At 68.6% G+C, this 26,346-nt stretch carries 25 protein-coding genes; 9 read left to right on the plus strand and 16 right to left on the minus strand.

Annotation, left to right across the window (positions count from 1 at the left end):
- Positions 1–19 precede the first annotated feature (19 nt).
- Together IAI58_RS09465 and IAI58_RS09470 are read left to right on the plus strand one after the other, a co-directional pair.
- Positions 20–1,165 carry a nicotinate phosphoribosyltransferase gene (locus IAI58_RS09465; RefSeq protein WP_207449427.1) on the plus strand — a complete coding sequence of 382 codons (1,146 nt, stop codon included), beginning with the start codon at positions 20–22 and terminating at the stop codon, positions 1,163–1,165.
- Between the two features lie 57 nt (positions 1,166–1,222).
- Positions 1,223–2,215: a D-2-hydroxyacid dehydrogenase gene (locus IAI58_RS09470; protein ID WP_207450097.1), complete on the plus strand. Its 993-nt coding sequence runs from the start codon at positions 1,223–1,225 to the stop codon at positions 2,213–2,215.
- Between the two features lie 15 nt (positions 2,216–2,230).
- Here IAI58_RS09470 and gpt read toward each other — a convergent pair whose 3' ends face one another.
- A complete protein-coding gene (gene gpt, locus IAI58_RS09475) occupies positions 2,231–2,713 on the minus strand; it encodes a xanthine phosphoribosyltransferase (protein ID WP_207450028.1) in 483 nt (160 codons plus the stop codon).
- A gap of 3 nt (positions 2,714–2,716) precedes the next feature.
- A complete protein-coding gene (locus tag IAI58_RS09480; RefSeq protein ID WP_207450030.1) occupies positions 2,717–3,058 on the minus strand; it encodes a tRNA-binding protein in 342 nt (113 codons plus the stop codon).
- 112 nt (positions 3,059–3,170) lie between these two features.
- On the opposite strand from IAI58_RS09480, the gene ggt reads away from it, so the two are divergent.
- Both ggt and IAI58_RS09490 read left to right on the plus strand, forming a co-directional pair.
- On the plus strand, positions 3,171–4,778 hold the full coding sequence (ggt, locus tag IAI58_RS09485) for a gamma-glutamyltransferase (protein ID WP_207450032.1): 1,608 nt from the start codon (positions 3,171–3,173) through the stop codon (positions 4,776–4,778).
- A gap of 30 nt (positions 4,779–4,808) precedes the next feature.
- A complete protein-coding gene (locus IAI58_RS09490; protein ID WP_207450034.1) occupies positions 4,809–6,299 on the plus strand; it encodes an amidase in 1,491 nt (496 codons plus the stop codon).
- 42 nt (positions 6,300–6,341) lie between these two features.
- Here the strand turns inward: IAI58_RS09490 and IAI58_RS09495 are convergent, their stop codons facing one another.
- The gene (locus IAI58_RS09495) at positions 6,342–6,653 is read right to left on the minus strand and encodes a putative quinol monooxygenase (protein WP_207450036.1); all 312 of its coding nucleotides are present in this window, start codon (positions 6,651–6,653) and stop codon (positions 6,342–6,344) included.
- Positions 6,650–7,453 carry an MmyB family transcriptional regulator gene (locus IAI58_RS09500; protein ID WP_207450038.1) on the minus strand — a complete coding sequence of 268 codons (804 nt, stop codon included), beginning with the start codon at positions 7,451–7,453 and terminating at the stop codon, positions 6,650–6,652. Before IAI58_RS09500 ends, IAI58_RS09495 begins: the two co-directional genes overlap by 4 nt.
- Positions 7,454–7,576: 123 nt before the next feature.
- Here IAI58_RS09500 and IAI58_RS09505 point away from each other — a divergent pair, with 123 nt between their 5' ends.
- A complete protein-coding gene (locus IAI58_RS09505; protein WP_207450040.1) occupies positions 7,577–7,939 on the plus strand; it encodes a nuclear transport factor 2 family protein in 363 nt (120 codons plus the stop codon).
- 48 nt (positions 7,940–7,987) lie between these two features.
- Here the strand turns inward: IAI58_RS09505 and IAI58_RS09510 are convergent, their stop codons facing one another.
- Genes IAI58_RS09510 through IAI58_RS09520 form a run of 3 tightly spaced genes read right to left on the minus strand, consistent with a single transcriptional unit; the run spans position 7,988 to position 11,447 of the window.
- A complete protein-coding gene (locus IAI58_RS09510; RefSeq protein ID WP_207450042.1) occupies positions 7,988–8,713 on the minus strand; it encodes a ribonuclease activity regulator RraA in 726 nt (241 codons plus the stop codon).
- Between the two features lie 11 nt (positions 8,714–8,724).
- Complete coding sequence (gene araD / locus IAI58_RS09515; protein WP_207450044.1) at positions 8,725–10,476, minus strand: L-arabinonate dehydratase; 1,752 nt, start codon at positions 10,474–10,476, stop codon at positions 8,725–8,727.
- A gap of 17 nt (positions 10,477–10,493) precedes the next feature.
- Positions 10,494–11,447, minus strand: a complete 954-nt coding sequence (locus IAI58_RS09520; RefSeq protein ID WP_207450046.1) for a 2-hydroxyacid dehydrogenase — start codon at positions 11,445–11,447, stop codon at positions 10,494–10,496.
- A 126-nt stretch (positions 11,448–11,573) separates the two neighbouring features.
- Between IAI58_RS09520 and IAI58_RS09525 the strand changes: the two genes are divergently transcribed.
- On the plus strand, positions 11,574–12,278 hold the full coding sequence (locus IAI58_RS09525; RefSeq protein WP_207450048.1) for a GntR family transcriptional regulator: 705 nt from the start codon (positions 11,574–11,576) through the stop codon (positions 12,276–12,278).
- A gap of 6 nt (positions 12,279–12,284) precedes the next feature.
- On the opposite strand, the gene IAI58_RS09530 is transcribed toward IAI58_RS09525, so the two are convergent.
- The 7 genes from IAI58_RS09530 to IAI58_RS09560 form a co-directional block, all read right to left on the minus strand.
- Positions 12,285–13,130, minus strand: a complete 846-nt coding sequence (locus IAI58_RS09530) for a VOC family protein (RefSeq protein ID WP_207450050.1) — start codon at positions 13,128–13,130, stop codon at positions 12,285–12,287.
- Positions 13,127–14,875: an ABC transporter ATP-binding protein/permease gene (locus IAI58_RS09535; RefSeq protein ID WP_207450052.1), complete on the minus strand. Its 1,749-nt coding sequence runs from the start codon at positions 14,873–14,875 to the stop codon at positions 13,127–13,129. The genes IAI58_RS09530 and IAI58_RS09535 overlap by 4 nt, the downstream gene beginning before the upstream one ends.
- 4 nt (positions 14,876–14,879) lie before the next feature.
- Positions 14,880–15,176, minus strand: coding sequence for a DUF3253 domain-containing protein (locus IAI58_RS09540; RefSeq protein ID WP_207450054.1), 297 nt, complete (start codon positions 15,174–15,176; stop codon positions 14,880–14,882).
- A 55-nt stretch (positions 15,177–15,231) separates the two neighbouring features.
- Positions 15,232–16,596 carry an MFS transporter gene (locus IAI58_RS09545; RefSeq protein WP_207450056.1) on the minus strand — a complete coding sequence of 455 codons (1,365 nt, stop codon included), beginning with the start codon at positions 16,594–16,596 and terminating at the stop codon, positions 15,232–15,234.
- Positions 16,597–16,945: 349 nt separating this feature from the next.
- Positions 16,946–18,139 (minus strand): OmpA family protein, encoded by a 1,194-nt coding sequence (locus tag IAI58_RS09550; RefSeq protein WP_207450058.1) that lies wholly within the window; start codon positions 18,137–18,139, stop codon positions 16,946–16,948.
- Between the two features lie 276 nt (positions 18,140–18,415).
- Positions 18,416–18,991: a DUF924 family protein gene (locus IAI58_RS09555; protein WP_207450060.1), complete on the minus strand. Its 576-nt coding sequence runs from the start codon at positions 18,989–18,991 to the stop codon at positions 18,416–18,418.
- Positions 18,988–21,903 carry an FAD-binding and (Fe-S)-binding domain-containing protein gene (locus tag IAI58_RS09560; protein WP_207450062.1) on the minus strand — a complete coding sequence of 972 codons (2,916 nt, stop codon included), beginning with the start codon at positions 21,901–21,903 and terminating at the stop codon, positions 18,988–18,990. Before IAI58_RS09560 ends, IAI58_RS09555 begins: the two co-directional genes overlap by 4 nt.
- A 140-nt stretch (positions 21,904–22,043) precedes the next feature.
- On the opposite strand from IAI58_RS09560, the gene IAI58_RS09565 reads away from it, so the two are divergent.
- From IAI58_RS09565 to IAI58_RS09575, 3 genes are all read left to right on the plus strand, one after another.
- Entirely contained in the window at positions 22,044–23,228 is a 1,185-nt protein-coding gene (locus tag IAI58_RS09565) for a pyridoxal-phosphate-dependent aminotransferase family protein (RefSeq protein WP_207450064.1), read from the plus strand.
- 50 nt (positions 23,229–23,278) lie between these two features.
- The gene (locus IAI58_RS09570) at positions 23,279–23,587 is read left to right on the plus strand and encodes a DUF1244 domain-containing protein (protein WP_207450066.1); all 309 of its coding nucleotides are present in this window, start codon (positions 23,279–23,281) and stop codon (positions 23,585–23,587) included.
- A 184-nt stretch (positions 23,588–23,771) separates the two neighbouring features.
- Complete coding sequence (locus IAI58_RS09575) at positions 23,772–24,074, plus strand: DUF2312 domain-containing protein (protein ID WP_207450068.1); 303 nt, start codon at positions 23,772–23,774, stop codon at positions 24,072–24,074.
- A 38-nt stretch (positions 24,075–24,112) separates the two neighbouring features.
- Here the strand turns inward: IAI58_RS09575 and IAI58_RS09580 are convergent, their stop codons facing one another.
- On the minus strand, positions 24,113–24,532 hold the full coding sequence (locus IAI58_RS09580) for an ester cyclase (RefSeq protein ID WP_207450070.1): 420 nt from the start codon (positions 24,530–24,532) through the stop codon (positions 24,113–24,115).
- Positions 24,533–24,614: 82 nt separating this feature from the next.
- Positions 24,615–26,321, minus strand: coding sequence for an AMP-dependent synthetase/ligase (locus IAI58_RS09585; RefSeq protein WP_208775922.1), 1,707 nt, complete (start codon positions 26,319–26,321; stop codon positions 24,615–24,617).
- Positions 26,322–26,346 lie beyond the last annotated feature (25 nt).

Genomic DNA, 26,346 nt, shown 5'->3' on the forward strand with positions numbered 1-26,346 from the left:
GAGGCGCCCTGTGAGCCCCATGCCCCCGCAGCCGGTGGAAGCCGATATCGCCGGCCGCACGGATGTCTACTTCAACCGCACCAAGGAGATCGCCGCCCGCTTCGGCGACTGCCAGGTGACCTACGCGGTCTTCCTGCGGCGGCCGGTGGTCTCGGCACCGCGGCTGGTCATGGACTGGCTGGCGACCATCGCCGCCGAGCGGGGGACGGAGATCAGCATCGAGCTGATGCACAAGGAAGGCGTGTGGGTGGGCGCGGGCGACCCGATCCTCTACATCACCGGCTCCTTTGTGCAGCTCGCGGATCTGGAGACGCTTTATCTCCAGAAGCTGGGGCCGGCCTGCGTCGCCGCGCATAATGCCTATCAGATGTGCCTGGAACTGCCCAAGGCCGCCTTCCTGGCCATGGAGGCCCGGCACTGCGCCGGGGCCGAGATGCAGGAGATGATGGCCTATGCCGCCGCCGTCGGCTCGGCCAGCGCGAAGCGGGAAGGGGCCAAGGGCTTCATTGGCAATGCCAATGACGTCACGGCCCATTGGTTCGGCAATGAGCGTGGCTTCGGCACCATGCCGCATGCCCTGATCGGCTATGCCGGCAGCACGCTGCGCGCGGCCGAGATGTTCCACGAGACCTATCCCGACGACAATCTGACCGTGCTGGTCGATTACTTCGGCCGGGAGGTCACGGACGGGCTGGAGGTCTGCCGCCGCTTCCCCGAGCTGGCGGCGGCCGGTCGGCTTTCCGTCCGGCTGGATACCCATGGCGGCCGCTTCCTGGAAGGCCTGGACCCCGCGGAATCCTACGCGGTGCTGGAGCGGCACGCGCCCGGCGCCATCCGCCGCTACCGTTCCGATACCGAGCTGCGGCACCTTGTCGGCACCGGAGTCTCCGCCGCCGCCATCTGGCGGATGCGGGAGGCGCTGGACCGGGCCGGCTTCCCCAGGGTGGGCATCGTCGCCTCCTCCGGCTTCGGTGTCTCCAAGTGTAGGGTGATGAACGAAGCCAAGGTCCCGATCGATGTCGTGGGCACCGGCAGCTTCATCCCGAACACCTGGAGCGAGACCTACGCCACGGCCGATATCGTCGATTATAACGGTCAGGCGCGGGTGAAGCTGGGCCGCGAATTCCTGCTTCGCAAGAACGGCGCCCGCAAGCGCGGCAACTGATGCCCGGCGGCGGCAGGTGGCTTGACGCCACCTGCCGCCGCCGGGAGGCTGCGCGCCATGCGTATCCATATCCAGAATCCCGAGGGCGATGCCCTCTTCGCCATCACGCCCGCCCAAGTCGCGGCGGCCCTGGCGCGCCATCCCGATTTCGCCGCTGCCGGGATCAGCCTGGCCCATGACGAGGCCGGGCTCTGGTCCGCCCTGGCGGAGGCCGAGGTGCTGGTCACCTGGACCAGGCTGGCGGCCCGGCATTTCCCCGAGGGCGTGCTCCCCGGCGCCGCGCCGAAGCTGAAGGCCATCTTCTGCACCTCCGCCGGCGTGGACCGGCTGGCCCCCTTCGCCTGGCTGCCGCCGGGCGTGGCGCTGCTGAACAACCGGGGCACCCATGGGGCCAAGGCCGGCGAGTTCGGGCTGATGGCGCTGCTGATGCTCGCCAACCACATCCCCACCTTCGCGCAGGACCAGCAGAAGCAGGTCTGGTCGCCGCGCTTCGGCTCGGTGCTGGCGGGGCGGACAGTCTGCGTCGTCGGGCTGGGTTCGCTGGGCGGCGCGGTGGCCGAGCGCGCGGCGCAGTTCGGCATGACCGTGATCGGCGTGCGGAATTCGGATGCGCCTCACCCCGCCTGCTCCCGCGTAGTCAGTCAGGACGCGATCGACAGCGTATTGCCGGAGGCTGAGTTCCTGGTGCTGGCCTGTCCGCTGACGCCGCGCACGCAGGGGCTGCTGGACCGCCGCCGCATGGCGCTGCTGCCTCGTGGCGCCAAGCTGGTGAATATCGCCCGCGGTCCTGTCTGGGATGAGGATGCGCTTTGCGATGCGCTGGAATCCGGGCATCTGGCCGGCGCGGTGACGGATGTGCAGGTGCAGGAGCCGCTGCCGGCGGGTGACCGCCTCTGGACGGCGCCCAACCTGCTGATCACGCCGCATATGTCGGCCGATGATCCCGCCACCTACAACGACCAGAGCCTGGACCTGCTGTTCCAGAACCTGCGGGCCATGCGGCAGGGTCAGCCCATGCCCCAGCGGGTGGATACCGCCAGGGGCTACTGAGCGCGCGGCGCCGCCTTACTTGGCGGCGTTCGCCTTGGCGATGGGGGGCACGAACTGCTGCTCGGTATCCCAGGGGAAGAGGATCCAGGTGTCCTGGCTGACCTCGGTCACGAAGGTATCGACCAGCGGCTTGCCGGCGGGCTTGGCATAGACCGTGGCGTAATGCGCCTTCGGCAGCAGCCTGCGGACCACCTTCAGCGTGGTGCCGGTATCCACCAGGTCATCCAGCACCAGCCAGCCCTCGCCATCCCCGGCGGCGGTGGGGGGCTTGGCTACGACCGGCTCGCCCTTCACTTCCTCATCATAGGTGACGATGGAGGTGCTCTCGATCATCCGGCAGTCGAGCTCGCGCGCCACGATGGCGGCGGGGATCAGCCCGCCGCGGGTGATGGCGACGATGCCCTTCAGCGGGCCCTTCTCCACCAGCCGCCAGGCCAGCGCCTTGCCATCCCGGTGAAGCTGGTCCCAGGAGACGGTGTAGTAACGGGGCTGGGCCATCATTCAGAACATCCTGCCGCCATTGGGGACGGCGATATCAGGGCGGAGAAGAACCACCGCGCCATTGGCGTCCGGCAGGCCGAGGGTCAGGACCTCACTCTCGACGTCGGCCACCTTGCGGGGTGGGAGGTTGACAACGCAGAGCACCTGCCGGCCGATCAGTTTTCCGGGCGGGTAATGCACGGTGATCTGTGCGGAGGACCGCTTCACCCCGATCTCCGGCCCCAGGTCGATCTCCAGCCGCAATGCGGGCTTTCGGGCGCCCTCCAGCGGCTGGGCATCGACCACGGTGCCGACGCGGATGTCGATGCGGTCGAAATCCTCGATACTCGCGGTGCTGTCCATGCACTTCGGATACCGCTTCCTTGGCGGTGAAGGAAGGGGGATGGATGGACGCGAGGCCGCGAGCATGTCAGCGTACCGCGATTTCCGGCCCTGTTAGCTCTGAGAGAACCCGATGCGCGATTTCCATGCCCCCGGCCGCAGCCCTGTCCTCGCTACGCGTGGCATGGCGGCCACCTCGATGCCGGCGGCGACACTGGCGGCCATTGATATCCTGCGGAACGGTGGCAACGCGCTGGACGCCGCCATCGCCGCCGCGGCCGTGCTGGCGGTGGTGGAGCCGCAATCCACCGGCATCGGCGGCGACTGCTTCTGCCTCTATGCGCCGGCCGGCCAGGGGCGGGTGGTCGCCATGAACGGTTCCGGCCGCGCGCCGGCCGGGGCCACGCCGGAGCGGCTGCGCGCCGACGGGCTGACGGCGATGGACCCGACCTCGCCCCATTCCGTCACCGTCCCCGGCGCCGTCTCGGCCTGGGGCAAGCTGAACGCGGTCTATGGCCGCATGCCGCTGGACCGCATCCTGGCGCCCGCCATCCGCCTGGCGGAGGAAGGCCACCCCATCCACCCGCGCGTTGCCTCGGACTGGCAGAATGCGACGCCGAAGCTGTCGCGGCGGGAGGCGACGGCCCGCCATTTCCTGAAGGACGGCCAGCCCCTGAAGGTGGGTGACATCTTCCGCCAGCCGGCCCTGGCCCGCACGCTGCGCGCCATCGCCAATGAAGGGGCGCGCGCTTTCTACGAGGGTGAGATCGCCGCCGACATGGTGGCCACCCTGCGGGCCGCCGGCGGCAGCCATACCGAGGCGGATTTCGCCGCCGGGCTGGACGTGGCCGAGTTCGTCGAGCCGATCCAGGCGCGCTGGAAGGGGCTGGATATCTTCCAGTGCCCGCCCAATGGCTCGGGCATGCTGGTGCTCTCCATGCTCGGCGTGCTCGAGCGGTTCGAGACGCCGGAGGGCGGCCCGCTCTCCGCCACCCGCCTGCACCGCCATACCGAGGTGGCGCGCCTGGCCTATCGCGACCGTGACGCCTTCCTGGCCGATCCCTCCCAGGTGGAGGTGCCGGTCGCCAAGCTGACCTCAGCCGAGTACACGGCCGGGCTGCGCGCGCTGATCAGCGATGAGAAGGCGATGCGCGAGCTGCCGCCGGCCGGCCTCGCGGAGATGCTGCCGGTCCACAAGGACACCGTCTATCTCTGCGTGGTGGATGCGGACGGCAATGTCTGTTCCTTCATCAACTCGCTCTTCGAGAGCTTCGGCTCCGGCATCCTGGCCGAGAAGAGCGGCGTGATGCTGCACAACCGCGGCTTCGGCTTCCGCCTGCAGGAGGGGCACCCGAACTGCATCGCCCCCAACAAGCGCCCGATGCACACCATCATCCCGGGCATGGTGATGAAGGATGGCCAGCCGCTGATGCCCTATGGCGTCATGGGCGGTCATTTCCAGCCGATGGGCCAGACGCTCTTCCTGTCCAACCACTTTGAGTTCGGGCTGGATGTCCAGGCGGCGCTCGATCTGCCGCGCCTCTTCCCCTATGGCGGAAAGCTGCAGGTGGAACGGGGCATCCCCAGCTCCGTCGTCGACCAGCTCAGCCGCATGGGCCATGTGCCGGAACTGATCGCCAATCCGCATGGCGGCGGCCAGGCCATCCTGATCGACCGTGAACGGGGCGTGCTGATCGGCGGTTCCGACCCCCGCAAGGATGGCTGCGCCCTCGGCTACTGAGGCGCGCTGACGGCTGAAGGAGTGACCACCATGACCGAGCCCTGCGATTTATCCGCCGTCCAGGCGCGGCAACTGATCGGCACGAGGAAGCTCTCGCCGGTCGAGCTGCTGGAGTCCTGCCTCCGCCGCATCGGCGCCGTGAACCATGCCGTCAATGCCATGGTGGCGATGGATGAGGAGCGTGCCCGCGCCGCCGCCCAGGCGGCGGAGGAGGCGGTGATGCGCGGCGACAAGCTGGGCCCGCTGCATGGCCTGCCGCTGGGGATCAAGGACCTGGATTCCACGGCGGGGCTGGTCACCACCTTCGGCAGCCCGCTGTTCCGGGACAATGTGCCCAAGCATGACGACCACATGGTGGCGGACCTGCGTGCCGCCGGCGGCATCGTGCTGGGCAAGACCAATACGCCGGAATTCGGCGCGGGCGCGAATACGCGCAACGCCGTCTATGGCGCCACGGGCAATCCCTTCGACCCCACCCGCTCGGCCGCCGGTTCCTCCGGCGGCTCGGGCGTGGCGCTGGCGACGGGCATGGTGCCGCTGGCCAGCGGCTCCGATACCGGCGGCTCGCTGCGGAACCCGGCGGCCTTCAACGGCATCGTCGGCTTCCGCCCCAGCCCGGGGCTGGTGCCGAATGGGCGGCGGGCGCTGGGCTGGTCGGCGCTGTCGGTGCTCGGGCCGATGGCGCGGGACGTCGGCGACCTGGCGCTGATGCTCTCCGCCATCGCCGGCGACGATGGCGTGGACCCGCTGGCCTATACCCTGCCGGATGTGGATGTGCGGCGCGGCATGGCCTGGCATGAGGCGGTGGACCTTTCCTCCATCCGTGTCGCCGCGACCGTGGATTTCGGCTTCGCACCGACGGAGCGGCATATCCGCGAGGTCTTCGCCAGCCGCCTCGCGGCGCTGACGCCGCTCTTCGCCTCGGTCGAGCAGCGCCATCCCGATTGCAGCGGCACGGACGAGGCTTTCGCGGTGCTGCGCGCCGTCAGCTTCCTGGCCGGCTTCGACGAGAAGGTGCGGAAGGACCCGAACTGCGTCGGCCCGAATGTCCGCGCCAATGTCGAGGAAGGCTGGGGCTATTCGGCGGCCGATGTGGCGCGTGCCTCGGTGTTGCAGACGCAGATCTATCGCCGCTGGCAGCAGTTCTTCGCCAGCGGGGTGGATGTGATCGTCTCGCCCGCCATGACCATCTCGCCCCGGCCCTGGAGCGAGCTGTACCCCACCGAGATCGACGGCGTGGCGACCAAAAGCTACTTTCACTGGCTGGCCAATGCCTATGCGGTGACGGTCACGGGCCACCCCGCCATCAGCCTGCCGCTGGGCCTGGACAAGGCGGGCATGCCCTTCGGCTTCCAGATCGTCGGCCCGCGCGGCGGCGACGCGCTGGTCGTGGCCGTGGCTGCCGCCATCGAGGCCGCGGTGGCGGGCGACGCCACCCTGGCCCGCCCGGTGCCCGACCTGGCAAAGCTCCGGGACGCGGGCCCGATCAGCGAGATGCCAGGCTTTCTCAGCTTCGACTGAGGGTGGTGGAGGCCCGCGCCATGAGGCCCAGGCCTTTTCACCTCAGGCGGCGATGCCGTCGGCGCGCAGGGGATGCCAGACGGAGATTTCCCGCGGGCCGGCCAGGATCTCCGGCAATGCGGCATTCCAGGCGGCGCGATAGGGGCGGTGGACCTGCACGGCCAGCACCTCCTCATGATCCGCCCAGGTTTCGTAGAGCATGAAGCGGCAGGGGTCCTCCGGGGCGCGGTGCAGCACCGCGTTTCGGAAGCTGGCCTCGGCGCGCATGGCATCCAGCAGGCCGTTCAGCAGGGTGGTAAAGCGCTCCAGCTGCCCGGGCCGGACCTGGAACTGAATGGCATAGACGACGCTCATGAGGATGGCTCCGTTCGGACGGTGGCGGTCAGGGCGCGCCGGGTGGCCTCGTCAGCGGGGTAGAAGCATTCCAGCGCCAGCTCGGAGAGCGTGACATCGACGGGCGTGCCAAAGACCGTGGTGGTGGAGAGGAAGGACAGCGCGCGGTCCTGGCCTGGAGGGCGGATGCGCAGGGGCACGGCGATGCCGCCCATCGGCTCCGCCTGTCCCGCCGGCGGGCAGGGATAGGCGGAGAGTTCGACATGTAGCGCGGCCAGCACAGGATCGCCGGACTGGTCGATCTGCGCGCGCAGCCGCTCCAGCAGATGCGCGCGCCATTCGGGCAGGTTCTCGATCCATGGCGCCAGCCCCCGTGGATGCAGGCTGAGGCGTAGGACATTCACAGGCGGCGCCAAGAGTTCCGGCGCCGCGCCGGCCAGCAGTGGGGCCACCGCATCATTGGCCGCCAGAAGGTGCCAGTGCCGGTCCACGGCCAGGGCGGGGAAGGGCTCATGACCCTTCAGGATCGCCTCCACCGCCCCACGCGCCGCCGCCATGTCCGGCGCCTGCAAGGGGCGTTCCGGATAATGCGGGGCGAAGCCGCCGGCCATCAGCAGCTGGTTGCGCTGGCGCAGGGGCATGCCGAGATGCTCGGCCAGCCGCAGCAGCATCTCCCGGCTGGCCGAGGCACGGCCGGTTTCCACATAGCTGAGGTGGCGCGTGGAGACCTCGGCATCCAGCGCGAGATCAAGCTGGCTGCGCCTGCGGCGCAGGCGCCATTCCCGCAACAGGTCGCCGACGGTGGGCTGGGTGATCGACATGCCCGGAAGTCTAGCAATGCCGCGGCGCCTGGCCATGACCTCTGAGGTTATCGCGGCGCGGCGGGCGCCTGTTCTAAGCCTCGCGGGCCGGGGAGGGTCTCCGGCTCACCGAGGAGAAACGCCATGCATGATCCGATGAAGATCGCCGAGGCCTATCTGGCTGCCTGGAACGAGGCCGATGCCGGGCGGCGGCGGGCGCTGCTGTCGCAAGGCTGGGCCGAAGCGGCGCGCTATGCCGACCCGCTGATGCAGGGGGAAGGGCGCGAGGGTATCGCCCGGATGATCGAGACCGCGCGGAGCGGCTTTCCCGGCCATGGTTTCACGCTGCGCGGCCAACCGGACGCGCATGGGCCCTTCCTGCGCTTCTCCTGGGATCTGGCGCCGGAAGGCGGCGCGCCCGTCGCCCAGGGCTCCGACGTGCTGCGGCTGGACGGGCGGGGGCGCATCCAGGAAGTCATCGGCTTCCTGGACCGCGCGGCCGCCTGAGGCTGCGAAAGGCCCGCGCCGCCGGTACCGGCGGCGCGGGGTGGCGGGTCAGCGGCCCTTGGCCTTCCGCCATTCGGTGAAGGTGGCGAGATTGCCTTCATCCGTGGGGGGATAGAGGCCGAGGATGCTCTGGCCGCCCTGCACCCGCTCCGTCACGAAATCCTCATAGGCTGTCATCTCCACCGCCTCCTCGGCGATCTCATCCGCCAGATGCGCGGGGATGACGATGACGCCATCGGCATCGCCGACGATGACATCCCCAGGAAAGACCGGCGCGTCGCCGCAGCCGATCGGCACGTTGATGTCGATGGCCTGATGCAGCGTCAGGTTGGTGGGGGCGGAGGGACGGGTGTGATAGGCCGGCATCTCCAGTTCGGCGATCTCGGCCGAATCCCGGAAGCCGCCATCGGTGACGACGCCGGCGACGCCGCGCATCATCAGCCGCGTGACGAGGATGCCGCCGGCCGAGGCCGCGCGCGGGTCCTTGCGGCTGTCCATCACCATCACCGCGCCGGGCGGGCATTCCTCCACCGCCTTGCGCTGGGGGTGGCCACGGTCGCGGAAAACGGAAAGCTGGTTCAGATCCTCGCGCGCCGGCATGTAGCGGAGCGTGAAGGCCTCGCCCACCATGGTCTCCGGCTTGGCCTTGCCGCCCACGGGCTGCACGCCCTGGATCATCTGGTTGCGGAGGCCGCGCTTGAACAGCGCGGTGGCGAGGGTGGCGGTGCTGACGGTCTTCAGCTTCGCGCGGGTCTCGGGCTTCAGGCTGCTCATGTCGCGGGACCTCAATAGATCACGGGTTCTTCGACCGGCGGGCCGAATTCGGTCTTCAGGAAGTCAAAGTCGCAGCCTTCATTGGCCTGCTGGATATGCTTGGTGAACATCCAGCCATAGCCACGGCCGAAGCGTGCCTCCGGAGCCTTCCATTCGGCACGGCGCTTCGCGAGTTCCTCCTCGGAGACCAGCATGTTGATGCTGCGGGCGTCCACGTCCATCTCGACGATGTCGCCGGTGCGCAGCAGGGCCAGCGGACCGCCGATCCAGCTTTCCGGCGCCACATGCAGGACGCAGGCGCCGTAGCTGGTGCCGGACATCCGCGCATCGGACATGCGCATCATGTCGCGGTGGCCCTCCTTCAGCAGCTTCTTCGGCATCGGCAGCATGCCCCATTCCGGCATGCCCGGGCCGCCCTGCGGGCCGGCATTCCGCAGCACCATCACCGTATCGGGCGTGAAGGGATAGTTCTCATCGTCCACCGCCTTCTTCATGCTGGGGTAGTCGTCAAAAACCACGGCGGGGCCCGAATGCTTCAGGAAGCGCTGGTCCATGGCAGCGGGCTTGATGACGCAACCGTCGGGCGCCAGGTTGCCCTTCAGCACGGCCAGCGAGCCTTCACCGTAGATCGGGTTGTCCGTGGTGCGGATGACGTCGTCGTTGAAGACTTTGGCGCCGGCGATGTTCTCGCCCAGCGTGCGGCCGGTGCAGGTGAGGCAGGAGAGGTCGAGATGTTCCGTGATACGGTTCATCAGCGCCTTGATGCCGCCGGCGTAGTAGAAATCCTCCATCAGATAGGCATTGCCGGACGGCCGGACATTGCCGATGACGGGAACCTTGCGGCTGTAGCGCTCGAAATCCTCCAGCCCGATATCCTGCCCGGCGCGGCGCGCCATGGCGATCAGGTGGATGATGGCATTGGTGGAGCAGCCCATCGCCATGGCGACGGCGATGGCATTCTCGAAGGCCGGGCGGGTCTGGATCTTCTGCGGCGTCAGGTCTTCCCAGACCATGCCGACGATGCGGCGCCCGCTCTCGCTGGCCAGGCGGATATGCCCGGCATCGGCGGCCAGCATGGAGGAACCGCCCGGCAGCACCATGCCCACCGCTTCCGCGATGGCCGTCATGGTCGAGGCCGTGCCCATGGTCATGCAGGTGCCGTAGGAGCGCGCGATGCCGCCCTCGACGGACAGCCAGTCCTGGTCCGTGATCTTGCCGGCACGCAACTCATCCCAGTATTTCCAGGAATCCGAGCCGGAGCCAAGGAACTTGCCCTGCCAGTTGCCGCGCAGCATGGGGCCGGCGGGCAGGAAGATGGCCGGGATATTCATGCTGGTGGCGCCCAGCAGCAGGCCCGGTGTGGTCTTGTCGCAGCCGCCCATCAGCACCGCGCCATCCACGGGATGGGAGCGCAGAAGCTCCTCCGTCTCCATGGCCAGCATGTTGCGATACATCATGGTGGTCGGCTTGACGAAGCTCTCGGAGACCGAGATCGCCGGCAGCTCCACCGGGAAGCCGCCGGCCATCAGGATGCCGCGCTTCACATCCTCCACCCGCTGCTTGAAGTGCGAATGGCAGGGATTGAGGTCGGACCAGGTGTTGATGATCGCGATGACAGGCTTGCCGGTCCATTCCTCCGGGCTGTAGCCCATCTGCATGGCGCGGGAGCGGTGGCCGAAGGAACGGAGATCCGCAGGGCCGAACCAGCGGCGGCTCCGCAGCTCCTCGACGGTCTTCACTTTCGGCAGGGGCGATTCGGTCATGACGGCAGGGCTTCCGCTCAGACGGGGGTGAGGGCTTCGCGGCCGGCACAGACGGCGGCGATATTGTCCAGCGCCAGCATGCCCATGGCGTCACGCGTCTCCTGCGTGGCGCTGGCCATGTGCGGGGTCAGGAAGACATTGGGAAGCTCGGCGAAGCGCCTGTCGAAATCGGGCTCCTTGCGGAAGACGTCGAGCCCGGCGGCGAAGAGGTGGCCGCTCTTCAGTGCCTCCAGCAGCGCATCCTCGTCCACCAGCGCGCCGCGGGCGGTGTTCACGAAGACGGCGCCCTTCGGCAGCAGGGCGAAGGCGTCCCGCGTCATCAGCGTGGCGCCGCCCGCGGGCAGGTGCAGGGAGAGGATCTGGCAATGCGGCAGCATCGCCTCCAGGCTTTCGAAATACTCGGCGCCCTGTTCCAGGTCATCCGGCAGGCGGTGGCGGTTGTGATAGAGGACGCGCATACCGAAGCCCCGCGCGCGCTGCGCCATGGCCCGGCCGATGCGCCCCATGCCGACGATGCCGAGCGTCTTGCCGCTGGGCTTCACGCCCAGCCAGTCGGCCAGACCCATGCGGATGCCCCAGCCCTGTCGCATCATGGCGTCGTATTCATGGGCGCGGCGGCAGGCGGCCAGCAGCAGCATGAAGGCCAGATCGGCGGTGCAGTCCGTCAGCACATCCGGCGTATTGGTGACGATGATGCCGCGTGCCTTGGCCGCATCGGCATCCATGTGGTCATAGCCGACGCTGGCATTGGCGATGACCTTCACATAGTCCGGCAGCCTGTTGATGGCCGCCGCGTCCAGCTTGCAGGGGGAGCCGATCAGCAGTGCATCCGCCCTGTGGCGGGTAGCGGCCTCGATGGTTTCCTCGGCATCGAGGTCATGATCTGCCACCAGCGCATCGAATTCGCGACGGGCACGGTCCTCGGCGGCCGGGGTCACCCGGCGGGCGAGAAGGAGGCGCGGTGCGGCCATGGCCGTTTCCCTTCCAATATGGCTCTTGCCCTCTGGCACGGCCGTTGAGAGATTCCTAACCTCGGGTCACTCGTCAGACAAGTATCCGATATTTCGGATTCTGGATGGTTCAGGTAGAAGCGGTCCATGTCCGCAGCACCTCAACCCTCGCCCGATGCCCTGCTCGTGCCCATCGCACCGCGTATCCCGGCGGGGGAGGTCGCTTTCGCCACCCTCCGGCAGGCGATCATCTCGCTCGCGCTGCCACCGGGCATGCCGCTCTCCCGCGCGAATCTGGCGGCCCGGCTGCAGGTCAGCCAGACCCCGGTGCGGGAGGCACTGAGCCGGCTGCAGGATGAGGGGCTGGTAACGGTGGTCCCCAGCGCCTCGACCCATGTTGCGCGGATCGACCTGGACAATGCGCGGCAGGCGCATTTCCTCCGCGTGTCACTGGAGCTGGAACTGGGCCGGAAACTGGCCGGCGCGCCGCCGCCGGCCCTGGCGGCGCGGCTGGCCGAGCATCTGGCGGAGCAGCGGCGGCTGATCGGCCAGGACGGCTTCGCGGCGGCGGACGATGCCTTCCACGCCCGGCTCTACGAGGCCGCTGGCATGTCCGGCCTCTGGGCGCTGGTCCGCAGCCGCAGTGGCCATCTGGACCGGCTGCGCCGCCTGAACCTGCCCAGCCCAGGCAAGATGGAAGCGGTGGTGGAGGAGCACGGCCGGATCGCCGAGGCGATCCTGGCCCGTGACACAGCCGCCACCGAGGCAGCACTGCGCCAGCACTTCTCCGCCACCTTCTCCCGCATCCCGGCGGTGCTGGCGCGCTATCCCGACTATTTCGCGCCGGGCTGAGGCCGCTTACTCGACGAAGCCGAGAGCCAGCCCGAAGGCATCCGGCGCCGCCACCAGTAGGCGGCCCGCTTCCTCCCGCGCCGGCACGCCGCCGGCGGCCAGAGCGGCCTTGGCCTGGGTGAGGGACGCGGTGCGGAGGATCAGCCCGACCATGGCGTCGCGCCCATCCGCCGGCAGCGGCGGCAGAGCATCGCCCAGATGGGCGCGGGCGGCCTCCGGAGTCAGGATCAGCAGGCGGCCCTTGTCGGTCCGCAGCGCCACGCCGCCATCCACCGTCTCAAAGGGAGCATCGCCGAAGAGCTTGCGATAGGGTTCGGCCGCGCGCTCCGGCTCGGCGCTGGCCACGATGAATTCAGCGATGCCGGTCGTGCCATTGGCGTGCCGCTGCCATTCCGGCCGCCAGACCAGTTCCGGCGTGAAGTGGTGGCAGAAGAAGACCCGGCCGTTGAAGGACACCTCGGGCTTCAGATGCGTCACACGGAACTTCGCGTCCCGCGTGCCCTCGGGCAGATCCACCGGGCGGCTGAACTCCCGCGACTCCTCGGCGGGCACACCGCGTTCGACGATGGCGTCGCGGAAGCCGGCATCGGCACCGGGCTTGAACACCAGGCCGCCCAGGCCCTTCGGCATGTTCCAGAGGACGGAGTCCTTGGTGATCCGCGCGGGCTCGTAGCCCAGCAGCTCCAGGTAATCGGTGCCGAAGATCGCGAGGTGATTGCTGGAGCCGAGCGTGTGGTGCCCGCGCTCCGTCAGTTGGAAGCCCAGGCGCTGATAGGCCTCGGCCGAGGCGTCGAGCTGGTCTTCCACATAGACCACGACATGGTCGAAGCGGGGCGGGGGAATGGCGCTCACGTCGGCGTCTCCTGCAATTGCGAGGGTGCCAGCCTGCCTTCGGACAGCCGCAGCACCCTGTCGTGAAATTCGACCACGGCGGGGCGATGGGCAATGGAGATTATCGCAGTATCTGGCAATTCACGCCGCAGCGTCGTGTAGAGCATGCGCTCCGCCGCCGTATCGAGGCTTGCGGTCGCCTCGTCCAGGAAGAGCCATCGCGGGCGGACCAGCAGGGCCCGCGCCACGGCCAGCCGCTGCTGCTCGCCGCCGGAGAGGCGGCGTTCCCAGGCATCGGTCTCATGCAGCCGGGGGGCCAGCGCGGCCAGCCCGGCCTTGTCCAGCGCCGCCGTGACCTCGGCATCGCTATGCTCGGCCGGGTCATGCGGGTAGCAGATGGCGCGCTTGAGGGTGCCGAGCGGCATATAGGGGCGCTGCGGCAGGAACAGCACCTCGCCATCGGGCTGGTGGATCTGGCCGGAGCCGAAGGGCCAGATGCCCGCCAACGCGCGGAACAAGGTGGATTTGCCGCTGCCGGAAACGCCGGTGATCAGCACCGCCTCCCCAGGCTCGACACGCAGGCTGGCATCCTCGGTCAAGGGGCGGCCATTGGGCAGGGCCAGGCGCAGGCCCTCTGCCTCCAGGGCTTCGCCGCTGGAAGGCGAGACCCGCGGCCCTTCCTCCGCCGCGGCGCGGGCGGCGGAGACGGCATAGTGGAAGCCCGTCAGGCGCTCCACCGTGGCCCTCCAGGCGGCCAGCTCGTCATAGGCCGTCACGAACCAGGACATGGCACCCTGCACCTCGCCGAAGGCGCGGGTCGTCTGGACCAGGCCGCCCAGCGCGACGCGCCCGGCGAAATAGGCCGGAGCCGCCACGATGAAGGGGAATATGACCGCCACCTGGCCGAAGCCGGCGGTGAAGAAGGTCAGCTGCTTGGTGGCCGTCATGATGGCCCACCAGTTGTTCATGACAGCGGCGAAGCGCGCGCGCAGCCCGGCTTCCTCCTGGGCCTCACCGCCATGCAGGGCGATGCCCTCCATGTTCTCCCGCACGCGCACCAGGGAGAAACGGAAATCGGCTTCCACCCGCTGCTGGTTGAAGTTCAGCCCGACCAGCTTGCGGCCGATGAGATGCGCCAGCCAGGTGCCGATGGCGGAATAGATCAGTGCCACCCAGACCAGATAGCCCGGGATATTGATGCCGAAGACCGCCATGGGCCCCGACAGCCCCCAGAGCACGAAGATGAAGGAGATCAGCGTGACCACCGCGCTCATCAGCCCCAGCCCGAGATTGAGGGTGCTGCTGACATAGAGGCGGGTATCGTCGGCGATACGCTGGTCCGGGTTGTCGGCGCCGCCTTCTGTCAGGCCCATGCGGTAATAGGCGTGCCGGTCCAGCCATTCATGCAGCATCTGCCCCACGAGCCAGCGCCGCCAGCGGATCTGCAGGGCCTGGTTCAGGTAGAGCTGATAGACCGCGACGACGATGAAGAGCGCCGCGATGATGGAGAAGCCGGGCATGAAGCTCCCGCTCTCCCGCCAATGTCCCCAGAGCAGGAGCTGGCTGAAGGCCGGGAAATCCTTCTCCTGCAAGGCATCGTAGAAAGCCGCCTGCCAATAGGTCAGCAGCACGTTCATGCCGACCAGGGAGAGGTTCAGCAGGATGACGACGGCCAGCAGGCCGCGCGCCTTCCATTTGTCCTCGCTGTTCCAGTAGGGCCGGGCCAGTGCCCAGGCATCACGCAGGAAGGGCAACAGGCGGCGCATGTGTTCAGGCCTCGGGTGGGGGTTCGGCGGTCCCGGCACGCAGGCGGATGACGCCGCGCACCTCTTCCGGTGGCACGGGCTTGCCCTTCCGCAGAATCTCGATCCGGCCTTCCTGCTGTAAGGCCAGGGCCACCTTGCGCAGCCGCGGCAGCAGCGGCCGCCAGCTTTCATCGCTCAGCGGCGTGCCCGGCGGGGAGAAGGCGCGCGCCACGTCGCTGGGGGCGATGGACTTGCCCGGAGGGGCGGCGGCGGTGAGCCGCAGGATCTCGGCGGCGAGATCGGCATTGCTGGGCGTGGTCATGGTACAGAACTCATAAATGGCAGGGTGAAGCCGGTGGCCGCTGGTTGAAGGCCACTCATGCCCGCCGGGTTGCCGCCAGGCGACTCAGGCTGATCAGGGAGGCGATAGCCGCGATGGCCGCCGCAAGCCCGACGCCAATATAGGCGCCATTCTCGCCGCCGACCATCGGGCCCAGCGCCAGCGCCGCCAGGGCGGCGCCGACCGTCTGGCCCAGCAACCGCGCGGTGGAGAGCATGCCGCTGGCGCCGCCACTGCGTTCCCTCGGGGCAGAGGAGAGCAGAACCCGGTTGTTCGGGCTCTGGAACAGGCCGAAGCCTGCGCCGCAGAGCGCCACGCGCCAGGCGATTTCGGGGTAGGTGGCATCGACCGGCAGCGTGGCCATCAGAGCCAGGCCAATAGCCATGACGGCCATCCCGATGCCGCCCAGCAGGCCCGGGTTGAAGCGGTCGGAAAGCCGGCCGGCGAGCGGCGCGACACCGATCAGCACGAGCGGCCAGGGCGTGATCAGCAATCCGCTCTCCACCGCCGTGCGGCCGAGATTGTGCTGGAACAGGAAGGGCAGGGCGACGAAGGTCAGCATCTGCGCCGCGAAGGAACAGACCGAGGTGGCGATGGACAGCGCGAAGACCGGAATCCGCAGCAGGTCCACCGGCAGCAGCGGCGCCGCCCGCCCGGCCTGGCGCCGCACCAGCAGCGTGCCGCAGGCCAGGAAGCCCAGCAGGAAGAGGCCGACGATCCACCAGGACTGGCCGCGGGTGAACTGCTCCACCCCGACCGTCAGCAGGCCGAAGGTGCCGGCGCTGAGCATGGCGCTGCCGGCATCGAAGCGGCGGTTGCCGCGCGGGGTGCGCGGCAGGAAGCGGGTGAGCGCCAGGGCCAGCAGACCCAGCGGCAGGTTCACCGCGAAGACCCAGGGCCAGTGCGCCACGCCCAGGATGGCGGCGCCCACCGGCGGGCCGGCCACCGAGGCCGTGGCGACGATCAGCGCGTTCATGCCGATCCCGCGCCCCAGCATCTTATGCGGAAAGATGTAGCGAACCAGGGCGGTGTTCACGCTCATCAGCCCGGCCGCGCCGAAGCCCTGCACCGCGCGCGCGATGATCAGCATCTGCAGCGAATCTGAAAGGGCGCAGATCAGCGAGGAGGCGGTAAAGACCACCAGCCCGGCGCGATAGACCCGGGCATAGCCGAATTTCTCGCCCATGGAGGCGAAGGGCAGCAGGGACATGATGGTGGCGATCTGGTAGGCGTTCACCACCAGGATGACATCCGAGGCGGAGGCATTCAGGTCTGCGGCGATGGCTGGAAGGGCGACATTGGCGACGGAGCTGTCCATCACCGCCAGGGTGATGGAAACAGCGATGGCAGCCATCGCCCAGCGCCGCTTGGATGGCGGCAGGCCATCGGTTTCCTGAGACATCCTGAAGTTCCTCGGGCCGGCGGGATACTGGACAGGGATTCGCCCTGATCCGGGACCAGCGACCTTGCCCATGGAGCGACGGCACTGCCAAGGCGGCCCAGCCCTGCGTATGGTGCATCACTTCACCTGGGTCACGCGAGCGCGCTGGGTTCCGGACCGATGACCATCGTCATCACGGCCTTATTCACCGGAGGCCGCAGGCAAAGCCCTGGCCGAGGAGCGGCAAGGCCCATCCGGCGCGAGGCCGGGGGGCAGGCACAAAAAATGGGCGCCTTTCGGCGCCCAAGTTTCTTCTCGTGGAACGAGTGGAGGCGGACGGGGGAAACCTCCCCCGTCCAGTCCGCCTGCCTTAGCGCAGGACGATCTCGACGCGGCGGTTCTGCGGCTCGCGCACACCGTCGGCCGTGGCGACCAGCGGCTGGCTCTCGCCATAGGCGCGGATCGTGATCTCCGAACGCTGCACGCCCAGGCGGACCAGCTCGGCGGCGACGGCGTCGGCGCGGCGCTGGGACAGGCGCTGGTTGTACTGCGGCGAGCCGGAGCTGTCGGTGTGGCCGGACACTTCGATCCGGGTGGCCTGCACGCGGCTGGCGGCCTGGGCGGCCTCGGCGATGATCTGGCGGGCACGGGCCGTCAGGTCAGCGCGATCCCAGTCGAAGAACACCAGGTAGGTGCGGGCCGGAGCCGGAGCGACGGCCGGAGCGATCGGCGCCACCGGGGCCGGAGCGACCGGAACCGGCGTGTTGAAGGCGTAGCGCACGCCGATCAGAGCCGAGTGGTTGTGGTTCTGATCCAGCTGATACTGGCCCCGGCTGACGCCGCCCGCCGGAGTGGTGACCACACCGTCGAACTTCGACTGCAGCGAGCCGGTGTAGCGATACTCGGCCGTGATCGCGAGGCCCGGCACCGAAGCGATCGGGAAGGACAGACCGGCGATGCCCTGGTAGGCGAAGGCGCCCGTCGTGTCGTCGATCGAGACAATGGTGTTCGGTGCGTCGCGGCGGGTGCCACGGGCATCCACGTCCTTCCACATGTAGCCGACGCCGCCGCCGATATACGGCACGACCGCGACCGGCATGTTCGGGAACCACTGCGGCAGCTGGAAGTCGTAGTAGACGTTGGCCATCGCGCCGTACTGCTTCTGCTGGCCATCGAAGTTGCGGAAGGCGCTGCCGAAGCCGGCGCCCGGCGCACGGGCCGGGAAGCCACCCAGCTTATCGACTTCGTTGTACCGATAGTTGCCTTCCACCTCGACGCGGAAGCCGTTGCCGAAGCCGTAACCCAGGGAGAGGACGCCGACGCCGCCTTCCTTGAAGTTGATGTTGCCCTGGCGGCTCGCACCGATGGAATCCAGGGCCAGGGCGTTCGTGCCGATCGCCGTCAGGTTGTTCTTGTCGAGATGGTTCCAGCCCGCGCCGGCGCCGAGATAGACACCGGAGATGGGCTGGGCCGCCGCGGTCGGCAGCCAGGAGGACTGAGCCATCGCCGCGCCGGGAAGCGCGACCGCGGCGGTGGCAGCGAGAAGCATATGACGGAATTTCATGATCTTGTTCCTCAGCAACCCAGTGTGCGGGCGAGGGGATGAACCCGGGTTGCACACGCCAGTTTCTTTATTTCGACTGAAGCTCCGCCGCTGTGACAAAAATGCCATAGCTCACAGATGCTCCCGGGCTCTCAGTGGCTAGGCAGCCATTCGGCTCACCAAAAGGCCACCACGCACGTGGCGCTTATTGCGCCGTTTAAGCTGCCACAGCCAGTGAAGCTTACGAGACCTTCAGTGAAAACAATGTGACCACCGCTGGACGCATGGCAGGCCGGCTTAAAAGCCGGCACCCGGTAGCGCCAGATAGGCGGCTTCGTCCTGGGTATTGGGCCGCCCCAGGACGCGATTGCGGTGGGGAAAGCGCCCGAAGCGAGCAATGACCTGCCAGTGCCGCCAGGCATAGTCAATGCCCCCGCCCGGCTTGCGGGCGGATGGATCATCGCGCAACCCCTCGAACAGCGTGACCGACAGGTTCTGGTCGGCCATAGCCTCGCCATGCTCGAAGGGCAGGTAGAAGAAGCCGCGCGGCACCGGACCGAAGGCGAGGTCCTGCCGCCGTTCCAGCACCGCGGTCCGTGCCACGGCGCGGGCATGGGGGTCGGAGGCGAAAGCCGCCGACTGTCCGCGGAAGAGGTTGCGCGGGAACTGGTCGAGCAGCAGCAGCAGGGCCAGGGCGCCTTCCGCATCCGCGGCCCAGTCGTCCAGCTCTCCCTCCCGCGCCGGAATCACCAGATCGCCGAAGCGCGCGGAGATGGCGGCGTCGAAGGCGTCATTCCGCTCGAACCAGATGGGCCGGGACCGGCCGAGATTGCCGTCGAACCAGAATTCCAGGATTTCGCGCGGCGTGTTCATGTCTGCACGGCCCGGGCCAGCAGGCGGATGGAATGCACGGCGTCACGGCCGGACAGGTCACGGATCTGGTGGCGGCAGGAGGTGCCGTCGGCGACGATGGCATCCTCGGGCGCCGCGGCGCGGACGGCCGGCAGCAGGGACAGCTCGGCCATGGCGCGGCTCACCTCCAGGTTCTTCGCCTCATAGCCGAAAGAGCCGGCCATGCCGCAACACGAGGAAGCGATGGGCGTGACGGTCAGCTCCGGGATCTGCCGCAGCGTCTTCACCGCCGGCAGGAAGGCGCCGAAAGCCTTCTGGTGGCAGTGGCCATGGATATGCGCGCGGGTCGTGCCGATGGGCTTCAGGCCGGCCGGCCATTCCTGCGTTGCCAGGAACTCGGTGGCGAGCTGCGCGCGTCCCGCCAGCGCCGTGGCTTCCGGGCCCGGAAGCAGGGACAGGAATTCGTCCCGTAATGTCATGATGCAGGAAGGCTCCAGGCCCAGTACCGGGGCATCCGAGCCAGACAGCGCCGCCAGGGTGCGCCGCGCCTCGGCCCGTGCCTCATCCACCATGCCGGCGGCGAGATAGGTGCGGCCGCAGCAGAGCGGACGCCCGTCCGGCGCGGCCGCGGGCGTAACGCGGAAACCGGCGGCGCCCAGCACCGTCACGGCGTCGCGCAGGTTCTCCGGCTCGTAATAGCGGTTGAAGGTATCGGCGAAGAGGATGACCTCGCGGCCCGCGCCATCCCGCCGTGCCTCGGGATCGCGGAAGGCATCGCGCCGGAACCGTGGCAGGCGGCGGCCGGCGGCCAGGCCCAGCGCGCGCTCCGACAGGCCCGCCAGCCCTGGGATGGTGTCGCGCAGATTGGCCAGGCCCGGCAGCTTGGCGGCCCAGGGCGCCCAGCGCGGCAGTTCGGCGATGATGCGGTCCTTCAGTCGGACGCCATGGCGCTTCGCGCGGGCATGGCTCGCCTCGATCTTCATCTTCGCCATGTCCACGCCGGTCGGGCATTCCCGCTTGCAGCCCTTGCAGGAGACGCAGAGGGAGAGCGCCTCCGCCACCTCGTCCCCCGCCAGCGCGTCGGGGCCGAGCTGGCCGGTGAGGGCGAGACGCAGTGTATTGGCGCGGCCGCGCGTCAGGTGCTGCTCGTCCCGCGTGGCGCGGAAGGAGGGGCACATCACATCGGCATCGAATTTCCGGCAGGTGCCATTGTTGTTGCACATCTCCACCGCGCCCAGGAAACCGCCCTGCGGCCCCGGCCAGGCGGACCAGTCCAGCGCCGGCTTGATGCTCTCATCCGCGCGGTAGCCGGGCGGGTAGCGGAAGAGCGTGCGGTCATCCATGCGCGGCGCCCGCACGACACGGCCCGGGTTCATCAGCCCGGCGGGGTCGAAGGCATCCTTCACCGCCTCGAAGGCACGCACGATGCGGGCGCCGAACATCGGCTCATGGAATTCGGAACGGACGATGCCGTCGCCATGCTCGCCGGAATGGCTGCCCTTGTATTCGCGCACCAGGGCAAAGCATTCCTCGGCGATGGCGCGCATCTTCGCGACATCCTCGCCAGCCTTCATGTTCAGCACGGGGCGGACATGAAGGCAGCCGACGCTGGCATGGGCGTACCAGGTGCCCTTGGTGCCGTGCTTCTCAAAGACTTCGTTCAGCCGCTCGGTGTAGTCGGCGAGATCAGGAAGATCGACGGCGGTGTCCTCGATGAAGGAGACCGGCTTCCCGTCGCCCTTCATGGACATCATGATGTTCAGGCCGGCCTCGCGCACCGACGCCACCTGCGCCTGGAACGCGGAATCCGTGACGCGCACAACGGATTTCGGATAGCCGAGATCGCCCATCATCTCGTCCAGCCGGTCCAGGTCACGCAGCAGCGCGGCATCGTCATCGCCATGGAATTCGACGATGAGCAGCGAGTCCGGCTCGCCCAGCACGATGGCGTCGATCGTGGCGCGGTAGATCGGGATGGAGCGGCCGAGGTCGATCATGGTGCGGTCCACCAGCTCGACCGCCTCGGGGTTCAGGGTGACGAGGTGCTGGCTGGCGGCCATGGCGGCGCGGAAGGTGGGGAACTGGCAGATGCCCAGCACCTTGCGAGGCTTGATCGGCCAGAGCTTCAGGTCCAGCGCTTGGGAAAAGGCGAGGGTGCCCTCGCTGCCCACCAGCAGCCGCGCGAGGTTGCCACGGCCTTCCGCGCGTGCGGCGGGGGTCAGCGTCTCGATATTGTAGCCGCCGACGCGGCGGAGCTGGCGCGGGAAGCGTGTGGCGATCTCCTCCGCCTCCCGCGCACCGAGGGCGCGGAGGGACTGGATGAGGCTGGCGACATCGGCGGGGATATCGGCGCCCAGATTGTCCGCGACCTCGCCGAAGGTGAAGCGCCGGCCATTGGGCAGCAGCGCGTCGATGGCCAGCACATTATCCGCCATCAGCCCGTAGCGGATGGATTTGGAGCCGCAGGAATTATTGCCGGCCATGCCGCCGATGGTGCAGCGCGCCCAGGTGGAGGGATCGACCGGGAAGAACAGCTTGTGCTGCTTCAGCGCATCGTTCAGCGCGCCGAGCGCGATGCCGGGCTGCACCTTCGCGACGCCCGCCGCCGCATCGACCGAGAGGACGTTGCGCAGGTATTTGGTGCAGTCGATCACCAGCGCGCGGTTGACCGTCTGGCCGCACTGGCTGGTGCCGCCGCCGCGCGGCAGCACGGGCACGCCTTCCTCACGGCAAAGGGCCAGCGCCGCCTCCACATCCTCCATGCTCTTCGGCACCAGCACGCCGATGGGCTCCACCTGATAGATGCTGGCATCGGTTGCATAGCGGCCGCGATCCGCAGGGGCGAAGCGCACCTCGCCCTCGACATTGCGCTTAAGCCGGGCGGCCAGGGCCGGGTCGCCGGGGCGGTGCTTCGCGGTGGTGATGGCGTTCATGCAGCTTCCTCTCTGGTGGAAAGCCTAGCGGCACCGGGCCGCGCTGTCCGATCTATTATGCTCATCAATCCAAGAAGCCGAACTCATTGGCGGATGAGATGAATGGCGGCTAGGGACAAGGCAACGGAGGAGACGATCCCATGGCCTATTTCCAGTCCAAGCCCACTGCCGGCCGGCATTTCCTGCAGATCCCCGGCCCGAGCAACGTGCCGGACCGCGTGCTGCGCGCCATGGACAATCCGACCATGGACCACCGGGGCCCCGATTTCGGTCTCTTCGGCAAGCAGCTGCTGGAGAAGATCAAGCCGGTCTTCGGCACCACTGGCCCCGTGATCATCTATCCCGCCTCCGGCACCGGTGCCTGGGAAGCTGCGCTGGTGAATACCCTCTCCCCCGGCGACACGGTGCTGATGTGCGACACCGGCCAGTTCGCCTCGCTGTGGCGGGAAATGGCGGAGCGCCTGGGCCTCAGGCCCACCTTCATCGAGACCGACTGGCGCCGTGGCGCGGATGTGGAGGCGATCGGCGCGAGGCTGCGCGCCGACAAGGCCCATGCCATCAAGGCGGTGGCCGTCGTGCATAACGAGACCAGCACCGGCGCCACCAGCCGTATCGACGAGGTGCGCGCCGCGATGGATGCGGCGGGCCATCCGGCGCTGCTGCTGGTGGATACCATCTCCTCCCTCGGCTCCGTCGAATACAAGCACGACGAATGGCGCGTCGATGTGACGGTTTCCGGCAGCCAGAAGGGGCTGATGCTGCCGCCGGGGCTGTCGTTCAACGCCGTCTCGGACAAGGCGCTGAAGGCCAGCGAGAACGCGAAGCTGCCGCGCAGCTTCTGGGACTGGAAGCCGATGCTGGCCTCCAACGCCACCGGCTACTTCCCCTACACCCCCGCCACCAACATGCTCTACGCGCTGGACACCGCGCTGGACATGCTGATGGAAGAGGGGCTGCAGAATGTCTTCGCCCGGCATGAACGCCATGGGGAGGCCACCCGCCGCGCCGTGCGCGCCTGGGGGCTGGAGGTCCAGTGCGAAGATCCCCGCCACTTCTCCCCCGTGCTGACCGCCGTGCGGCTGCCGGAGGGACATTCGGCCAATGCGCTGCGCGCCACTATCCTGGAGCGTTTCAACATGAGCCTCGGCAACGGGCTCGGCCGGTTGAACGACAGGGTGTTCCGCATCGGCCATCTCGGCGATATCGGCGACCTGCAGGTGCTGGGCACGCTGACGGGGGTGGAGATGGGGCTGCGCCTCGCGGGCGTGCCGCACAGGTCCGGTGGCGTGCAGGCCGCGATGGACTACCTCGCCGGCAACGCTTGAACCGGATGGCCCTCCCGCCCCACCTTGCGGGGTAGAGGAGGGCCAGACCCATGACCACCGAGATCGACGCCGCCACCCGCACGGAGCTGGAAGCCGCCGCCTTCCGCCGCCTGGTGCAGCATCTGCGGGAGCGGACGGATGTGCAGAATATCGACCTGATGAACCTGGCCGGCTTCTGCCGGAACTGCCTCAGCCGCTGGTATCGCGAGGCCGCCGAGGCACAGGGCATCGCCCTGCCGGACCCGGAGGCACGGGAGACCATCTACGGCATGCCCTACAAGGAATGGCAGGCGAAGTATCAGAAGGAAGCGACGCCGGAGCAGAAGGCCGCCTTGACCGCCGGCAACCACCAGCACTGAGGCGCCGGCAGCAACCCTGGCCTGCCCGGGACGGTATGCCAGGGAGGCCCGGCGAGCCTGCATTGCAGGGTCGTGACGAGGGTCTGGCGCATTTGCGGAGGCCCTTCCGGACAGCTATACCGCGCAGCCCCGGTGCCTTTCCAAGGCGCCGGATTTTTTTGGTGGCACTGTCCGGAGACCCTTGATGAGCGATTTCGACGAGCAGGACGCGAAGGCCAGCCGGGACCGCCAGGCCGCTGATCCCGAGTCCGAAGTGGGCGGCATCGCGGCCGACCGCCTGCGCTCGATCATCGAGCGGGTGGAGCGGCTGGAGGAAGAGCGCAAGGCGCTGGCCGACGACATCAAGGACATCTTCGCCGAGGCCAAGTCCGCCGGCTTCGAGGTGAAGGTGATTCGCCAGATCATCCGCATCCGCAAGCAGGAGCCCGCCGACGTGGAGGAGCAGGAGACCCTGCTCGACCTCTACCGCCGCGCCCTGGGCATGTGATGCCCCGGCCGCGCCGCCACCTTTCGGTGGCGCGGCGTTCAGACCCTGGCCACCATCCCGCAGGTGGTGGCCAGCCGGAAGCGGTCCCATTCGTCCCAGGCTTCCGCGACCTTTCCATCCTCGACACGGACCATCGACATCCCGCTGATGGTCACGCTCCGCCCGGTGGCGGGGACACCGAAACCGTCGCCGGTATGGGTCATGCGGGCCGTCCAGCGTCCGGCTGCCCGGTCACCCTGCTCGACCACGTCATGCACGGTGAACTGGACGTCGGAGAAATTTCCCTGCACCTGGTCGAAGAAGATCTGGAAGGCCGCGGGCCCGCGCAGGTCAGACCCCGCCATGTCGGTGGAATGAAGCACGCATTCCGGCGCGATATAGTCAGCCATGCGGGAAGCGTCCTTCTGGTTCCAGACTTCCTCGAACCAATGGCGCAGGATCAAACCGGCTGACGGCATGGCGGGCTCCCGGGCGTCCATCGCGATGGGGAGCCTAGCGCCATGACGATTCGATATGGAAACAAAACTCCGTGCGGCGGCCTCAGGCGTAGAGCCTGTCCAGTGCCGCCGCATGGGCTTCCAGCACCGCGCGGCGCCTGATCTTCATGGTGGGCGTCAGCATGCCGTTCTCGACGGTGAAGGGCGGCACCACCAGGCTGTGGCGCACCCGCTCGACCGAGGAGAGGCGCGCATTCACCCGTGCCACAGCGTCGGGCACCCTGTCCTCCTGCCCCTCGGCCGGTACCAGTAGCGCGGCGATGGCGGGGCGGCCTTCGCCCGCCACCACGGCGAGGGCGATTTCCGGCTCCGCCATCAGCATGCCCTCGATCTTGGCCGGGCTGACCATGTCCCCGCCCGAGGTCTTGATGATATCCCGCTTTCGGTCGGTGATGCGAAGGTAGCCCTGGGAGATCTCCCCCAGGTCGCCGGTATGCAGCCAGGGGGCGCCGCCGTCGCGCAGGTCCAGCAGCGCCTTGGCCGTGGCCTCCGGGTTGTTCCAGTATCCGTCCATCACCAGGTCGCCGCGCACCAGCACCTCGCCATCGGCGGCGATGCGGGCCTCGACGCCGTCCAGCACCTTGCCCACGGTATGCCGGCGGTTGTCCCAGGGCACATTGACGCTGATCACCGGCCCGGCCTCGGTCTGGCCATAGCCCTGGATCAGCGGCAGGCCCAGCGCGATGAAGAAGCCGGAGAGGCCGGGGTCTAGCCGCGCGCCGCCCGAGACCAGCGCGACCATCCGCCCGCCGAAGCGCGCCCGCACCTTGCGGCGCACCAAGTGTTCCAGCACCGCGTCCTGCAACTGCTCCCAAGGGCTGAGGCTGGGGCCGTCCAGCTTGCGCAGGCCGAGACGCAGCGCGGCCTCGAACATCCGGCGGCGGAAGGGCGATTCCTTCTCCAGCCCGGCCAGGATGCGGGCCCGCAGCACCTCGAAGAGGCGGGGCACGGCCGTCAGCACGGCGGGGCGCAAGCTCTGCAACTCGGCCGCCAGGCGGTCGGCGCCGCGGCTGTAGACGACCTGGATGCCGAAGGAGGGCAGCAGGAAGCCTCCCACCGTATGCTCATAGGCGTGGGAGAGCGGCAGGAAGGAAAGGTAGCAGGCATCCGCCGGCAGGTTCAGCTTGCCGATGAAGCTGGCGACCCCGTGCCGATTGGCCAGCATGGCCCGGTGCGGCAGCATCACCCCCTTGGGCGCGCCGCCGGTGCCGGAGGTGTAGATCAGGCAGGCCAGCCGCCCCGGCGGGATATGGTCCACCTCGGCCACCAGCATGGCGAGGTCGGGCGGCGTGGAGGCCAGCTCCGCCCAGGGGACGGTATTCTCGGCGTCCTCCATGGCCACCAGCAGGTCCAGCCCGCCGATCCCCGCCGCCTCGGCCACCATGCGGGCCAGGCGGGGGGTGGAGACGATGGCGGTGCGGGCGCCGGAATCGCGCAGGATATGCGCGTGGTCCTCCACCGCATTGGTGGTGTAGGTGGGCACGGACACGGCGCCGATGGCCATGATGGCGGTGTCGGCGATCAGGAATTCCGGCCGGTTCTCGGAGACGATGAGCACGCGGTCGCCCGGTGAGACGCCGCGCCGGCGCAGCCCGGCGGCGATGGCGGCCACGGCCATGGCGTATTCCGCCCAGCTCATCTCCCGCCAGGCGCCCTCGCGCCAGAAGCGCAGCATCGACCGCTCCGGCCAGCGGCGCGCCAGGCTGAGCATCATGCCCGGCAGGCTGTTCCAGTTCTCCTCCAACGCCATCTTCTTCCTTTGCCGTGGCAGTCCT

The organism is Roseomonas marmotae, assembly GCF_017654485.1.
GTDB lineage: Bacteria > Pseudomonadota > Alphaproteobacteria > Acetobacterales > Acetobacteraceae > Pseudoroseomonas > Pseudoroseomonas marmotae.